Origin of the sequence: Psychrobacter sp. TWR1-1-1 (genome assembly GCF_049895865.1) — a bacterium.
Classification (GTDB): domain Bacteria; phylum Pseudomonadota; class Gammaproteobacteria; order Pseudomonadales; family Moraxellaceae; genus Psychrobacter; species Psychrobacter immobilis_A.
On the sequence record NZ_JAFCTE010000008.1, the window covers coordinates 17,560 to 32,264 of the forward strand.

The 14,705-nt window shown below is 43.2% G+C and carries 14 protein-coding genes; 8 read left to right on the forward strand and 6 right to left on the reverse strand.

Annotated features, from left to right (window positions below; all coding sequences use genetic code 11):
• Positions 1-3 precede the first annotated feature (3 nt).
• The gene (locus ACP69U_RS09060) at positions 4-1,341 is read left to right on the forward strand and encodes an ABC transporter permease (RefSeq protein ID WP_426138360.1); all 1,338 of its coding nucleotides are present in this window, start codon (positions 4-6) and stop codon (positions 1,339-1,341) included.
• Positions 1,341-2,543 (forward strand): ABC transporter permease, encoded by a 1,203-nt coding sequence (locus ACP69U_RS09065; protein WP_426138361.1) that lies wholly within the window; start codon positions 1,341-1,343, stop codon positions 2,541-2,543. Before ACP69U_RS09060 ends, ACP69U_RS09065 begins: the two co-directional genes overlap by 1 nt.
• A 129-nt stretch (positions 2,544-2,672) precedes the next feature.
• Here ACP69U_RS09065 and sthA read toward each other — a convergent pair whose 3' ends face one another.
• The 3 genes from sthA to ppsR form a co-directional block, all read right to left on the reverse strand.
• The gene (sthA, locus tag ACP69U_RS09070) at positions 2,673-4,322 is read right to left on the reverse strand and encodes a Si-specific NAD(P)(+) transhydrogenase (protein ID WP_045452107.1); all 1,650 of its coding nucleotides are present in this window, start codon (positions 4,320-4,322) and stop codon (positions 2,673-2,675) included.
• An 81-nt stretch (positions 4,323-4,403) separates the two neighbouring features.
• Positions 4,404-4,808 (reverse strand): DUF4377 domain-containing protein, encoded by a 405-nt coding sequence (locus ACP69U_RS09075; protein WP_201501465.1) that lies wholly within the window; start codon positions 4,806-4,808, stop codon positions 4,404-4,406.
• Positions 4,809-4,969: 161 nt separating this feature from the next.
• Positions 4,970-5,866 carry a posphoenolpyruvate synthetase regulatory kinase/phosphorylase PpsR gene (gene ppsR, locus ACP69U_RS09080; RefSeq protein WP_045446910.1) on the reverse strand — a complete coding sequence of 299 codons (897 nt, stop codon included), beginning with the start codon at positions 5,864-5,866 and terminating at the stop codon, positions 4,970-4,972.
• Between the two features lie 594 nt (positions 5,867-6,460).
• Between ppsR and ppsA the strand changes: the two genes are divergently transcribed.
• From ppsA to ACP69U_RS09110, 6 genes are all read left to right on the forward strand, one after another.
• Entirely contained in the window at positions 6,461-8,845 is a 2,385-nt protein-coding gene (gene ppsA / locus ACP69U_RS09085) for a phosphoenolpyruvate synthase (protein ID WP_045452104.1), read from the forward strand.
• Positions 8,846-8,974: 129 nt separating this feature from the next.
• Positions 8,975-9,970 (forward strand): RDD family protein, encoded by a 996-nt coding sequence (locus tag ACP69U_RS09090; RefSeq protein WP_426138362.1) that lies wholly within the window; start codon positions 8,975-8,977, stop codon positions 9,968-9,970.
• 280 nt (positions 9,971-10,250) lie between these two features.
• A complete protein-coding gene (rpsF, locus tag ACP69U_RS09095) occupies positions 10,251-10,655 on the forward strand; it encodes a 30S ribosomal protein S6 (protein ID WP_045446907.1) in 405 nt (134 codons plus the stop codon).
• Positions 10,656-10,671: 16 nt separating this feature from the next.
• A complete protein-coding gene (gene rpsR / locus ACP69U_RS09100) occupies positions 10,672-10,902 on the forward strand; it encodes a 30S ribosomal protein S18 (RefSeq protein ID WP_010198808.1) in 231 nt (76 codons plus the stop codon).
• A gap of 26 nt (positions 10,903-10,928) precedes the next feature.
• Positions 10,929-11,438: a 50S ribosomal protein L9 gene (rplI, locus tag ACP69U_RS09105; protein WP_045446903.1), complete on the forward strand. Its 510-nt coding sequence runs from the start codon at positions 10,929-10,931 to the stop codon at positions 11,436-11,438.
• 270 nt (positions 11,439-11,708) lie between these two features.
• Positions 11,709-11,957, forward strand: a complete 249-nt coding sequence (locus ACP69U_RS09110; protein ID WP_055124252.1) for a hypothetical protein — start codon at positions 11,709-11,711, stop codon at positions 11,955-11,957.
• Between the two features lie 77 nt (positions 11,958-12,034).
• Here the strand turns inward: ACP69U_RS09110 and ACP69U_RS09115 are convergent, their stop codons facing one another.
• From ACP69U_RS09115 to cobT, 3 genes are read right to left on the reverse strand one after another with little or no spacing between them, the layout of a single operon-like run.
• Positions 12,035-12,586, reverse strand: a complete 552-nt coding sequence (locus tag ACP69U_RS09115) for a histidine phosphatase family protein (protein ID WP_087815001.1) — start codon at positions 12,584-12,586, stop codon at positions 12,035-12,037.
• Between the two features lie 31 nt (positions 12,587-12,617).
• A complete protein-coding gene (cobS, locus tag ACP69U_RS09120) occupies positions 12,618-13,478 on the reverse strand; it encodes an adenosylcobinamide-GDP ribazoletransferase (protein ID WP_426138363.1) in 861 nt (286 codons plus the stop codon).
• Complete coding sequence (cobT, locus tag ACP69U_RS09125) at positions 13,478-14,530, reverse strand: nicotinate-nucleotide--dimethylbenzimidazole phosphoribosyltransferase (RefSeq protein WP_426138364.1); 1,053 nt, start codon at positions 14,528-14,530, stop codon at positions 13,478-13,480. Before cobT ends, cobS begins: the two co-directional genes overlap by 1 nt.
• Positions 14,531-14,705: the final 175 nt, after the last annotated feature.

Genomic DNA, 14,705 nt, shown 5'->3' on the forward strand with positions numbered 1-14,705 from the left:
GCCATGCACCCGATGAAGTTAAGTAAGGCTTTTTTACGTAGTGCTGCCTATGAGCGACGGTTTTTGACCAAAAATCCGTGGGACTTTAGTATGGTGGTCTGGATACCACTGGCAACCGTCCTACTGATTTGGTGGATATTTTCACAAACACAGATTACGGATTTGCCCATTGGGGTGATAGACCAAGACAATAGCCCGATTGCCAATACCGCGGTACGCTATTTGGAAGCCAGCCCTACTCTGACGGTTAAACAGCTTTATTACTCAGAGGCTGAGGCAAAAGCGGCTATTTTGCAGCGTGATATTTACGCTATTGTCATTATCCCTGAAGATTTTTCTCGGCATATTTTATCTGGTAAGCCAGCTCCATTGATTTTACAAGTAAATGCTCAGTACGGCACACATTCGGGCATTATCCAAACCAGCGTTCAAGCGGTCGCTGGGACGTTATCGGCAGGCGTTGAGATACAGCGTTTAGTCAAACAAGGCATGGCACCGTCGCAAGCTGCGATTGCTTACTCGCCGATTGGTATACAGCGCATCAGCCTGTTTAACGCAGCCACCGATTATCAGCAGTTTTTGGCTTCAACCGTCATACCCGCGCTGCTGCATATTTTAGCGATGGTGATCGGTGCAACGACGATTGGTCGTGAGCTGCGGGATAAACGACTCGGCCACTGGTATCGCTTTATCAGTACAGGTCATCCTGATTTGACGCGAACCACACAAAACGAGTCAACATCAGGGCAAATATTAAATGCCGTAGAAAACAACCAATACTTGAGCAAAAACGATCAAATCTCAGTCTCTAGCCATGCGAATGAAGATATAACGGAAAGTGCAAACGTTTTAGTATTATTGTTTGGTCTGTTAGGCAAATACTTTTGGCCGACATTGGCCTTTAACATTTGGGCGATGTTGGCTCTATGGCTTGCCACGCCGCAAGAATCCGTTGCCATGAGCTCAGTGCTTGCAACTTATGCTGGTTTGATATTATTAATAATGCTATCGTTTTGGCTGGGTGCTATCTTTACCTTAGGCTCATTTTCATTACGCATGGGCTTGTCTGCTACTGGTTTTATTTCAGCACCTTCTTATGCCTTTGCTGGTGTGACTTTTCCTTATATTGCTATCAGTGACAGTGCTCGGCATTGGTCAGATGCACTGCCACTCACTCACTATCTAAAACTGCACATTGCACAATTACAGATGCAAGCGCCTGTTGCTGTGTCATTGCCGATCGTCTATGGTCTGGCTATTGCCACGACGATTGCGATGAGCTTGACTACTTTATTAACCAAACGCGCGCTGGCGCATCCTGAACGTTGGGGGGCGCGCTAATGTCATTACCACCAAAAGACCATTTATCTTCGACAACGTCAGATTCAACCAAGCAGTCCTCAACACCTAGTTTCTTAGGTAGTTTTTTACAAACCATTAAGGACATCTTTTCTGATAAAGGTGTGCTATTACTCTTACTGATTGCCCCTATTATTTATGGTTTCTTTTATCCTTGGCCGTATTCGACAGAAGTAGTCAACCATGTACCTGTTGGTATCATTGATAACGACAATAGCAATCTATCACGAACCATCGTTCGCTATGCCAGTGCCAGTCCGCAGTTAGACACACAGCTTTTTCTCAACGAGCAGCAGGCCAAAGAGGCCATGTGGTCAGATGAAATCGCTGGGTACATGGTCATTCCAAGTGGGCTTGAGCAGCAAGTACTATCGGGAAAAGCGGCGAGCGTCAGCGTATTGGGTAATGGCGGCTACTTTCTGTTAAATAAAAACGTACAGATGGGGTTTTTAAAAGCAGTCAGTACGGTATCAGCAGGGATTGAAGTCAAAAAAAATGTGGCACAAGGTGCTTATTCAGCAACAGCGGCTGCTAATACTCAAGCGGTGCCATTAGTGATTGTCCCTCTATACAATCAAACGGAAGGTTATGGCGCTTACGTGGTGCCAGCAGTCTCTATTCTAATTTTGCAACAAACCTTATTAATCGCCACAGCGATGCTGATTGGTACGTGGTATGAGCAGCGGCGACATGCGACAACTATCCGTGGTTGGCTTGGGCGAATTGCTGCGCTCAGTATGTTTAGCTTCATTATTGGCTGCTTTTATTATGGCTGGACATTTGAGCTACACCACTATCCGCGCGGGCAAAACATGCTTGGCAGTTTACTGTTCCTTTTGTTATTTTGTCCAACCGTGGCGACACTTGGCTGTGTGCTTGGACTCTGGTTTCGCCAGCGCGAACGTAGTATGCAAATCCTAATTTTTAGCTCACTACCGATGTTTTTTGTCAGTGGTTATCCGTGGCCAGCAGATCAGCTGCCCACAGTTTTACAAATCATACGTTGGTTCGTACCCACGACACCGGGTATCAATACCTCCGTCCAGCTTAATCAAATGGGGGCTAGCATACCCCAAGTTTCTACTGGATTTTATGCACTAGCCGCCTTATGGGTGTTTTACTTTGCGCTACTTATGTGGGTGCGCTGGCATGACGCGAATAAAGTACTTAAAACAGTGTCCTAAAGCAAAAGACGATTGCATGTCATTAACGCCTGCCATCAATAAAAGCCAAATCGATGATCCTGAATCAAAAAAAGCGCCTGCTAACATAGCAGACGCTTTTTTATTTATAACGTTTTAAGATTCTATCACTTAAAAAACACGATTAAGACCATTTAGTGCCGCCACACGATAGGCTTCTGCCATCGTTGGATAGTTAAAAGTAGTATTCACAAAGTACTCAAGTGTATTATTACTCTTACACTTCATCACGGCTTGTCCAATATGGATAATCTCTGATGCATGGTTACCGTAGCAATGGATGCCTAAAATCTCCAACGTATCACGATGGAACAAAATCTTTAGTACGCCTGAGCGTTCACCAATGATTTGTGCACGTGCCAAATGCTTAAAGAACGCTTGACCCACTTCGTATGGGACTTTTTCGTCGGTTAGCTCTTGCTCAGTTTTACCAATACAAGAAATTTCAGGAATCGTATAGATACCAGTTGGCACGCTTGACACTGGTTCCGCATCGCTATCACCAACCATAAAAGCCGCCGCACAGCGTCCTTGGTCATAAGCGGCAGAAGCCAAAGATGGCCAACCAATCACATCGCCTGCCGCATAGATATTTTCGATTTCGGTACAATAGGTATCATCAACTTTTAATTGACCACGGCTGTTTGCTTTTAGACCAATCGCTTCTAAGTTTAAGCCTTCTGTGTTACCTGAGCGACCATTTGACCAAAGAATGGCATCAGATTTGATGCGCTTACCACTTTTTAGATGCAAGACGACATAATCGTCATGCGTCTCAAGGTGATCAATCTCTTCATTACTACGAATCAATACGCCGAATTGTCTAAAGTCATGCGCGATAGCATCGCTAATCTCGCTATCGAGATAACTGAGCAATTGATTTTGGTTATTAATCAAATCAACCTTATAACCAAGACCCGTAAAGATAGAGGCATACTCACAACCGATCACGCCCGCACCATAGATGATAATTTTTTTGACCACATAATCCATTTGCAAAATTTTATCAGAATCAAAAACGCGCGGATGGTTAAAGTCTAAAATTTCAGGGCGATAAGGACGACTACCAACCGTTACGATGGCTTTATTAAAGGTAATGGTTTCAAAGACATTGTCATCGGTTTCAACACGCAAAGTATGAGCATCAATGAAACTTGCCCAACCCTGAATCACTTCAATGCGGTTGCGTTCATAGAATCGTGTGTGCGTACTAACCTGATTGCGAATGACTTTTCGAGCATTGGCAAGCACTCTATTTAGAGGAACTTGCTTGTACTCCATCGCCTTGGTAAACATAGGATCACGGCGAAAGTTAATGAGGTTAAATACCGATTGGCGCAGTGCTTTACTTGGGATCGTGCCCACATGGGTAGAGTTACCACCTACCTGATCACGTGGATCAATGACCACCACTTTTTTGCCAGATTTAGTCAGTTTCATAGCCGCCGCTTCGCCAGCAGGACCTGCTCCTAAAACGACCGCATCATATTCATACTCGTGGTTATCGCCTTTTAAGCGACGTGAATCTTTCGTATAACCAGACTTGATATCGATTCGCGTGTCATCGAGCGGATTAATAAGATCAGGATGGTGCATGACATCATCAGTGACCTGCTCATGGGTTTGTTCAATATTTTGTTTTTTATTTTTGCCTTCAGTATGTTCAGGATTCGGCACGCGACCGCTTTCTTTATTTGATACTTCGGTATGAATGTCTTTACCAATATCATTGGTCGCGTCGCTTGGTTTTTTAGTTCCCATCGTGTCCTCTTTACATTTACTTATTTATTTGATTTTTAGACTGTGTATGAATCAATAATTGCTTGAGTCAAAATCACACGACTAAGGCGTGCCCACCATACGTTGTGACACAATATTTTGCAGTGTCCAATGCCCAGTCGCGCTTTTCTGTCCCTCATCAATCTGCGGACGCGCACTAATCACATATTCTGTGCCAAGGCTTGGTTTAAAGTCATCAATCCAATCATAAGGTACCTGAAACACGCTGCCATTTTTGCTTGATTTGGCCAGTAAACACTGCATCGGTAATGCTGAGGCGCAGGCCACACGATTGGGCATAATTGTTAGCGTTTGCGCTTCACCCAATACGATGGTTGGGATATAACGTGGCTCAGGCACTGGCTCACGTGAAAAAGGTGACGTTTGGCAAGCACTCAGTAAACTGACCGCACTCAGCAAGCTGGCCAATAATAAAGGGGTCTTGCTAGACTTATAAGATGAACTCATAATATTCTCTATGTGATAATGAGATGGTATTAAATGATGGTTATTAATAGTGATGCTTTAAATAATGGTTCTTTTTTGAGCAATCGTTATTGCTAAATCGTTATTGCTAAATAATTAATTGATTGATTGATTCAAGCAATTAATTGATAGCTTATATTTTATTAGCCGATACGGCGTTTGAGACCCGTCATCTGCAAGATGCGCGTAGCGATTTCTTCAACGGACATCTCAGAGACATCAAGGCTTGGAATACCATGCGTGATGTAAATCCCCTGTATCGCCCGCTGCTCCTGCTGACATTGCTGATAGCTCGAATAACGACTGCCCGCACGGCGCTCTTGACGGATTTTCACCAAGCGATCAGTATCGATCAATAGACCGAACAGCTTGTCTTTGTGCTCGCGCAATGCTTTTGGTAATTGATTATCGTACAAGTCATCTTCGGTCAAAGGATAATTTGCTGCTCGAATACCGAACTGTAAGGCTAAGTATAAAGAAGTCGGTGTTTTTCCTGAACGCGATACGCCCACCAAAATAATATCCGCCGCATCGTAATGACGCGTACGCGCACCATCATCATTGTCTAAAGCGAAATGCACCGCGTCGATACGTTCTTTATAAGTCTCAGAATCCACATCGTCGTGTGCATGACCCGAATGTCCGTCTGGCTCCACACCCGTTTCTTCAGCGACGCGACCTATCAAACCCTCATACATATCCAAGTTACAGCTTTGGGCAGAATTAATCTTTTCACGAATATCAGGGTTAACAATCGTATCAAAGACTAATGGCAACAAACCATCTCGTTGATACGCCATGTTGATTTGCTCAACAGCGTCTTCTGCACGCTCTAAGCTATCGACATATGGCAACACTCGTGTTTCAAAAGGTACTGAAGCAAACTGACTCAAGATAGCGCGGCCAAGCGTCTCCGCCGTAATCGCTGTGCCATCTGAGATAAAAAACGCGGTTCGAACGGCTTGAGAGCTGTCTAAGTTTAATGCGTTGCGATTTTGAATAGTGGGATTCAGTTGTTCAGCTGGATTACTTGAGTACATAACGTTGGCACCTCGATTGAAAACACAATGGTAATTTTCATTTGGCTTTTATTTTTGATCAGCTTTAGACTTGATTTTTAGACGTAATTTTCGTTTTGTATAAGCGCTAATATTGCACATTTATATCAGGATAAACCGCTACTATTGATGCTCTACATTATACGCATAATAGCGACCTAATAGAAATCAATGTTACAGGCGTACACTTAGAAAGCCACAGTGCCCTTAATCTCATCATACCGATTAATAGCCATTATTTTGCTGACTGGTTACTCATACTAGCGCAGCATTACCTGCTATATATAAAGGCAAATATTATAAGAATATCCTAAAGCTCTTCTGTTATTTATTTTAAACCCTCTATTTATCAGCCGATTTATAGGTATATTTTGATAATTATAGTGATCTTTACTCGCATTTTTACGTCATCTCAAAAATAGAAAAATGAATAATCTTCTATTAATTATGTAGCAAAGCCCACAATTTGTATCTTTTTGACAAAAATATTAGTTCAACCCCTCGAAATTCTCCAAATATAGCGGTATAATTCACCGTTATAATCTTTACTAAATAACCTTATTTTCTGGAGTTATCATGGCAGCGCAATCTACAGCACTTGTAATCAATCTTGATCAGCTAGGAAAAGACGACATTGAAATGGTCGGCGGCAAGAACGCCTCATTAGGTGAAATGATCAGCCATTTGTCTGATTTGGGTGTTAGTGTACCAGGCGGCTTTGCCACCACGTCAAATGCATTTAACCGCTTTTTGAATGAAACTGGCCTGCTTGACAAAATCAACAGCGAACTAAAAACGCTAGATGTTGATGATGTCAAAAAACTTGCAGAAACGGGTAAAAAGATTCGTACTTGGATTATTGAGCAAGAGCTGCCAAGTGATCTTGAGCAAGAAGTACGTCAATCGTTTGAAACGATGAGCGGCGGCGAAGACATCGCGGTTGCTGTCCGTTCTTCTGCGACTGCCGAAGATTTGCCAGATGCCTCGTTTGCGGGTCAGCAAGAGACTTTCTTGAACATTCGCGGCATTGATAACGTCCTAATTGCGATTAAAGAAGTATTTGCGTCTCTTTATAACGACCGTGCCATCTCTTATCGTGTCCATAAAGGTTTTGAGCATGAAGGCGTTGCCTTATCTGCTGCTGTACAACGTATGGTTCGCTCAGAAACTGGCGCAGCGGGTGTGATGTTCACGCTAGATACCGAAAGCGGTTTTGATCAAGTGGTCTTTATCACGTCAAGCTACGGCCTAGGCGAAATGGTCGTACAGGGCGCGGTTAACCCAGATGAATTCTATATTTCTAAGCAATTGCTAGCCAATGGTAAACCATCGGTGATTCGCCGTAACCTAGGCAGCAAGCATAAGAAAATGATTTACGGTGATGAAGGTAGCACCACTAAATCAGTGAAAACTGTCGATGTTGAAAAACAAGATCGTATGCAATTCTCATTATCGACTGAAGAGCTAACCTCACTTGCCAAGCAAGCCGTGACGATCGAAAAGCATTATGGTCAAGCGATGGATATCGAATGGGCAAAAGACGGCGATACCAACGAAATCTTTATCGTTCAGGCACGTCCTGAAACCGTTAAGAGCCGCCAAGACAGCAATGTCATGGAACGTTATATCATCGACACCACCAACGCTAAAGTATTGTGTGAAGGCCGCTCAATCGGTCAGCGTATCGGTTCAGGTAAAGTCCGTATCGTTAGCAACTTAAATGAGATGGACAAAGTACAGGAAGGCGATGTATTAGTATCAGACATGACGGATCCGGATTGGGAACCAGTCATGAAGCGTGCTTCTGCTATCATCACTAACCGTGGTGGTCGTACGTGTCACGCAGCGATTATTGCTCGTGAGCTAGGTGTTCCAGCCATCGTTGGTTGTGGTAATGCAACTGAGCTATTGGTTGATGGTCAAGACGTCACTGCTTCTTGTGCCGAAGGTGATACTGGCTTCATTTATGAAAGCCAAATTGATTTTGAAGTGCAGACCAACTCTGTTGAGTCTATGCCAGAGCTTGCCTTCAAAGTAATGATGAACGTTGGTAATCCAGATCGTGCCTTCTCATTCACGCAAATGCCAAATGAAGGTATTGGTCTTGCGCGTTTAGAATTCATCATCAACCGTATGATTGGCGTGCATCCAAAAGCACTACTGAACATGAACAGCTTACCACGCGAAATTGCCCAAGCCATCCAAGAGCGTATTGCTGGTTATGCGTCACCGGTAGATTTCTACGTGGATAAGTTGGTCGAAGGTATCTCAACGCTAGCCGTTGCCTTTATGGATCAGCCAGTTATCGTTCGTATGTCAGATTTTAAATCAAACGAATATGCTAACTTGCTTGGTGGTAAATTATACGAGCCATCAGAAGAAAACCCAATGCTTGGTTTCCGCGGTGCCAGTCGTTATGTGTCTGACAACTTCCGTGACTGCTTTGAGCTTGAGTGTAAAGCACTAAAACGCGTACGTGATGAGATGGGCTTGACCAACGTCGAGATTATGATTCCATTCGTTCGTACCGTTGGCGAAGCCAAAGAAGTCATCGAATTACTTGAGAAAAACGGTCTAAAACGTGGCGAAAACGGTTTACGCGTTATCATGATGTGTGAGCTACCAACCAACGCCCTATTGGCAGATGAATTTCTAGAACACTTCGATGGTTTCTCAATCGGCTCTAACGACTTGACTCAGTTGACACTTGGTCTTGACCGTGACTCAGGTATCGTCTCACATCTATTTGATGAGCGTGATCCTGCGGTTAAGAAACTATTGACCATGGCGATTGATGCGTGCCGTAAAGCAAACAAATATGTCGGCATCTGTGGTCAGGGCCCATCAGACCATCCAGATCTTGCGTTCTGGCTGATGGAACAAGGTATCAGCTCAGTGTCGTTGAACCCTGATTCTGTACTAGATACTTGGTTCTTCTTAGCTGGTGAAGAAGCGAAGTAAGCCCTAACGTTCAGTCACAGCAGTAATTCACACAGTCATTAAAGAAACAATGATTAGGGTCTATGTGAAAAATATTAAATAGACCCTAATATTATGTATCATATATAGTGACTTAAGATATGACTAACTATGCAGGCAATTATGCAGATTTTCCTTGCTCGAAATAACGTACAAGCTGGTCCCTACAATTTGGAGCAGCTTAATATTATGTTGGCATCTGGTGAAGTACTGCTGGATGATTTGATGTGGCATAAAGGCTTAGACCAATGGCAGCGTGTCGGTAACTTGACCAATAATCAAACGGTTTATCGACCTACCAACCTTGGCAAGCCTCAAGTTAATGACTCTATTATCAATAATGTAACTGTTTTTCCTGAAGATAATGCTAGCAATAGCTCGGATAGCAAATCAGTTTCATTAGATAGATTGTATGGCAAGCCTGAACGTCCGAAAGACACGGATAAAAATGTGAAAGCTGACATGACCACTAATCGTCAGCAAACACCGCACAATAATGTGTCACTAAACAAGGCTAATAGCAATAAGACTGCGTCTAGCAAAGACAAAGTCGTCGGTAATGTGGTACTTGCACCGATTATGTCGCGAGTATTAGCAACAGCCATCAATGGACTACTCTATCTACTGGCTATTTTTCCGCTAGTGATGGCATTGACAAAAATGGATGTGGATTATACCAAATTCCAAAATATCCAAGACATGGATGCGGCTTATCAGTATTCAATGACACTGATGGAGAGTCTTCCTAGTAGCACATTGATGATGTCGCAAGTGATGGTATTTGGCTTGTTTGCGCTGCAATTGGTATTTATCACACTGCGTGGTCAGTCACTCGGTAAGCTGATTACGGGTATTCGCGTGGTGGATCAAACCACCCATCGGTTGCCCTCTTTTACCAAGCTTATTGGTGTGCGTACTTTGTTATTGTTTATTATTTATAACTTATTGTTCTCGTTTACCAGCTTCTTAGGGTTCGTGATTATTGCTATTCACTATTACATGGCATCGAAAAGCCCTGAAAATATCGGCTGGCATGACAAATTGGCCAAAACTTTGGTGGTAAAAGCAGATAGCAGTCAGTTAGTGAAAGAACCAAAAATAAAATAGCTTGTTTATTAACAATCCATCTTATTGTTTTGATAAAAAAGCAGCGTGATATCGCTGCTTTTTTATGAACCGAGCATTTCTAATTATTGTTATAATTTATTAACGGTGGCTCAGTGATTAACCTTTGTGTTAGTTGCTAAGTACTGTTATAATACGGCGCTTTATAAACTAAGCTTATTTCTTATTATTTTTCATAATAATAGCTAGAAATCGGGCTTACCTTATAAATCTCCTTGCTATTAACATAGGGTTAATAGCTACTAATCCGTAAGGAGTCATAATGCGACATTACGAACTGGTGTTACTTGTACACCCAGACCAAAGCGACCAAGTGGTCGGCATGGTTGAACGCTATATCAAGTTGGTTCAAGACAACAACGGTGTTATCCATCGTTTAGAAGATTGGGGCCGCCGTCAATTGGCATATCCAATCAACAAGATTCACAAAGCTCATTACGTTCTTTTCAACATTGAAACTGACGGTGAAACTTTAGCTGAACTTGAAGAATTATTCCGTTATAACGACGCGATCATTCGTAGTCTAGTTATGCGCCGTGACGACGCTGTCACTGAAGAGTCGCAGTTAGCCAAGAATGCCGATGAAAAACGCGCACGCAAAGCAACTACTCGTCGTCCAGACAGTCGTGAAAACGATAATGACGACAACGACAACAGTGAAGACTAATTAAAGGAGAATACTCATGGCACGTTTCTATCGCCGTCGCAAATTCTGCCGTTTCACTGCTGAAGGCATCACTCACATCGATTATAAAGATGTTGAATTGCTAAAACAGTACATCAGTGATAATGGTAAAATCGTACCAAGCCGCATTACCGGTACATCTACTAAATATCAGCGTCAACTAGCTACTGCTATCAAGCAAGCTCGTTATTTATCGCTACTTCCATACACTGATAACCATCAGGGTTAACCGTTAATTTTAACTAGGAATGACTCATGCAAATTATTTTGTTACAGCGTATCGTCAACCTTGGTAAACTCGGTGAAACTGTCGATGTGAAACCAGGTTACGGACGTAACTTTCTTATCCCTTTGGGTAAAGCACTACCTGCTACTGCAGCTAACATTGAAAAGTTCGAAGCACGTCGTGCCGAGCTTGAAGCTGAAGAAGCGAAAGAAGTAGCTGTTGCTCAAGAACGTGCTGATGCGCTAACTGACGTTAATGTCATCATGCGTGCTAAATCAGGCGATGAAGGCAAGCTATTCGGCTCTATCGGTACTCGCGATATCGCTGAAGCATTGACTAACTCAGGTCTAGAAGTAGACCGTGCTGAAATCAAGCTTCCTGAAGGCACTTTACGTCAAGTTGGCGAATACAATGTTGATATTCAGCTACATCATGACGTTACCGCTACTATTCTAGTTACCATTCTTTCTGAAGATGGCGACAACGAAGAGTCAGCAACAGAAGTTGAAGACGAGAACGAAGATTATTCAGAAGAGTAATTTTTTGAATATCTAGATCTAGTCTAAAAAAGCCAGTAACGTCATGTTGCTGGCTTTTTTGCGTTTTGCTATCGCGCTTAATTGATGATTTTATCAGGTATCTTGAACAGTGATATATTCTAGCAACTATTTGTAATAAATAGCTTGGAAAGCCTATACTTAACAATAAGATACTACCTATAAAGTCATCTTTATTATTGTCACCTGAGTTGATATGCTCGTTGTATTTGATTGATAGATTTTATTTAGATAACGATAGGCTGCAATGACATGATAAATACTGACGACAAATTACGCTGTACCCAAGGTAATCATTTTTATAGCGAAGGTGAAATTTATAAGGTGGGTAGAATCGTTAATAATAAATACTTTCAAATCCTAACCGATAATGATGCAGACCACTGGTATGCAACACTGGATGATAGAGGCATTTATGTGAGCTTTGATTCGAACCTAGGATTAGCAGAAAACGAGAGAGCCTATTTTGAAAAAATCGATGAGCTACAAGCTGAAAGCTAGCAGCCTCCTAAATTATTCAAAAGCACTCAAAAGCATTCAAAATTTAAAAACGGTCAACATAAGGGCCGTTTTTTTAATTAAATATCAATACGATTACAGGACAGATATGCGACAGAGCGCGGCCACTCAGCGGCTGTTTTCGGCACTTCTTGGTCAGCAGCTATTATCTTGGCTGTACTTATCCAGCCTGCATGACCGATGACTAATACTGGGCTATCTTCTTGTTCAGCTGAAACCTTAACCAACCAACCTTCAACACGCTCAAATAGCTGCTGCAAGCTCTCTCCATGACTGGGCGCAAAATGGGTAAAATTGTTACACCACTCATCAATCTCTTGCTTGGTGATTTGCTCCCACCGACATCCATCCCATTCGCCAAAATTAATCTCAGCCAATTCAGGTGCGACTCGACACTCAAAACCACGTTGCGCTAATATTTTCCCAACCTTTAGTGAACGTTGTAAGGGGCTGACCCAAATTGTTTTTGGTAATTTATGCAAACGCACAAAGCGTTCGATTTTATTGGCAAGACGTTTCAACTTACGTTTATCGACGCCGATATCAGTTTGTCCAATACAAATTCCTTCAGTATTCATCGGTTTGGGATGACGCCAAATATAGAGAATCATGAATGAGTATGGTCCTTGTTGACGATTTGATTTAAATAAAGGGTATAGAAGCGGCCAGTCCAATATAAATGGCGATTTCGCTAAGCTGCTGTGTGGCGCCAAGCCCGTCACCCGTGTAACCATCCAAGCGCCTGCGCAATAAACGTCGCATGTAGTTAGTGGCTATCAGCGCCAGTATCATGGCTAACAACCATTGAGCAAGCCCAATCTGCTGCATCGTATTGGGAAATATAAGGGCGACTAAAATAATAGCCAATATTAGCCAGCCACTGCTATATAGCCCTTGTATTGGCGTCAACTGCTGCGCCATCGGTTTGGCTTTTGCGTGTTCTATTTCTCCACCATAAGGCAGTAAAGACAGCAGGCTAATGCAAAGTAAACGCGATGCGGTATGTCCTATGATAAGCGCGATGACAGCCATCGATATCGGCATCGAGGCAAGTAAGCTAATTTTGAGTAATAGCGCCGACACCAAACCTAATACACCATAAGTACCTAGGCGTGAGTCTTTCATAATAGTCAGTGTGCGCTCGCGAGTCAGACCACCGCCGAGACCGTCACAGCTATCCGCAAGACCATCTTCATGAAAAGCGCCAGTGAGCTTAATTCCAAAAGCTGTGCTCAGCACTGCAGCAACTAGGGGCGTAAATAAGAGACTGCCCAGCCAAAACACGCCAGCACAGAGTAAGCCCACCAGTAAACCGACTGCGGGGAAATGGCGGCTACTCTGATGCAACCATTGCGGATCATAATGCTTAAATGGTGGTACTGATAATCTCGTTAAAAATTGAACGGCGACCAGTAACAATATCCATTCATGCTTTATCAATTGAGCAAGGGTTCGTCTAGGCGAGGATGGCTGATTTGATGGTTTGTTTAATGATTGTGACATCAGTTGTTTTGCTCACTGATACCGGCGTCACTAAAGCTTGCCATCTCATTGATAATGGCGCAAGCGGATTGCAACAATGGATACGCGAGCGCAGCCCCGCTACCCTCGCCTAAGCGCATGCCCATATTAAGTAAAGGCTCAGCATTGAGTGATTTCAATAAATGCGCGTGCCCCGGCTCAACAGAATGATGAGCAAAGACCGCGTATTGAGCAACACCGGGTGCTAGGCGTTCAGCCCCCAATAATGCGCTACTGGCAATAAAACCATCAATCAGGAGAATACGCCGTTCACTAGCAGCCTGAATCAGCGCACCCGCCATCATAGCAATCTCAAGCCCGCCAAATGCAGCGAGTACATCAAACGGTGCTTGTGCCTGTTGATGACGCTCTAATACTTGCGTCAAAATATCCGTCTTATGCTTTAATCCTGCATCATCAAGTCCTGTACCGCGACCGATACAATCAGCAATAGACAAGTCGCCCAGTCTTGCGAGCAAAAGACTCGCTGCTGAAGTATTACCTATGCCCATTTCACCAACAATCAACAGATTGCCCGCTAGATTCTTGACGACTTTCATGCCGTTTTCTAGCGCTGCTAAACACTCTGTTTCTGTCATCGCAGGCTCTGTTAGCGCATCACGACTACCATGACGAACCTTGTAATCCAGCAATTTTGGATGAGGAGCAAAGTCGGCATCCACCCCAGCGTCAACAACCTTTAACTCAATATTATGCTGGCGTGCCAGTACGTTGATGGCGGCACCGCCTTGCAAAAAGTTATGAACCATTTGCGCAGTGACAGCACTAGGAAACGCTGATGTACCATGCTTAGTTAAACCATGGTCTGCCGCAAACACTCGTATTTGCGCTTGCTCAATATGCGGTGTGATCGTTCCTTGAATCATGCCCAACTGCACAGCGAGTGCCTCTATTCGCCCAAGCGCGCCCAGCGGCTTGGTTTTTAGGTCTATAATCTGCTGTAGCTGCAGACGTAATTCATCATTTTCTATATTGGCTATAGTAGGCGCGGTAAATATGGTCAAGGTAGGCATCCTGATAATGGTACGTGTGAAGCAAAAAGCACATACTAGCAGAGTATCTAAGCTTTACCATGAATAAAATAAAATATGAGCCGAATAGATTCCCTAGCAGCTTGGATTTACTATAGAATATGCCCCTTTAAAAATCCATATACCTATTGATGCTGCTATTAATGAAATAATAGCT

Coding starts and splice junctions, on each gene's coding strand:
- ACP69U_RS09060 (WP_426138360.1), top strand. CDS start 4: ATGCACCCGATGAAGTTAAGTAAGGCTTTTTTACGTAGTGCTGCCTAT.
- ACP69U_RS09065 (WP_426138361.1), top strand. CDS start 1,341: ATGTCATTACCACCAAAAGACCATTTATCTTCGACAACGTCAGATTCA.
- sthA (WP_045452107.1), bottom strand. CDS start 4,322: ATGGGAACTAAAAAACCAAGCGACGCGACCAATGATATTGGTAAAGAC.
- ACP69U_RS09075 (WP_201501465.1), bottom strand. CDS start 4,808: ATGAGTTCATCTTATAAGTCTAGCAAGACCCCTTTATTATTGGCCAGC.
- ppsR (WP_045446910.1), bottom strand. CDS start 5,866: ATGTACTCAAGTAATCCAGCTGAACAACTGAATCCCACTATTCAAAAT.
- ppsA (WP_045452104.1), top strand. CDS start 6,461: ATGGCAGCGCAATCTACAGCACTTGTAATCAATCTTGATCAGCTAGGA.
- ACP69U_RS09090 (WP_426138362.1), top strand. CDS start 8,975: ATGCAGGCAATTATGCAGATTTTCCTTGCTCGAAATAACGTACAAGCT.
- rpsF (WP_045446907.1), top strand. CDS start 10,251: ATGCGACATTACGAACTGGTGTTACTTGTACACCCAGACCAAAGCGAC.
- rpsR (WP_010198808.1), top strand. CDS start 10,672: ATGGCACGTTTCTATCGCCGTCGCAAATTCTGCCGTTTCACTGCTGAA.
- rplI (WP_045446903.1), top strand. CDS start 10,929: ATGCAAATTATTTTGTTACAGCGTATCGTCAACCTTGGTAAACTCGGT.
- ACP69U_RS09110 (WP_055124252.1), top strand. CDS start 11,709: ATGATAAATACTGACGACAAATTACGCTGTACCCAAGGTAATCATTTT.
- ACP69U_RS09115 (WP_087815001.1), bottom strand. CDS start 12,586: ATGATTCTCTATATTTGGCGTCATCCCAAACCGATGAATACTGAAGGA.
- cobS (WP_426138363.1), bottom strand. CDS start 13,478: ATGTCACAATCATTAAACAAACCATCAAATCAGCCATCCTCGCCTAGA.
- cobT (WP_426138364.1), bottom strand. CDS start 14,530: ATGCCTACCTTGACCATATTTACCGCGCCTACTATAGCCAATATAGAA.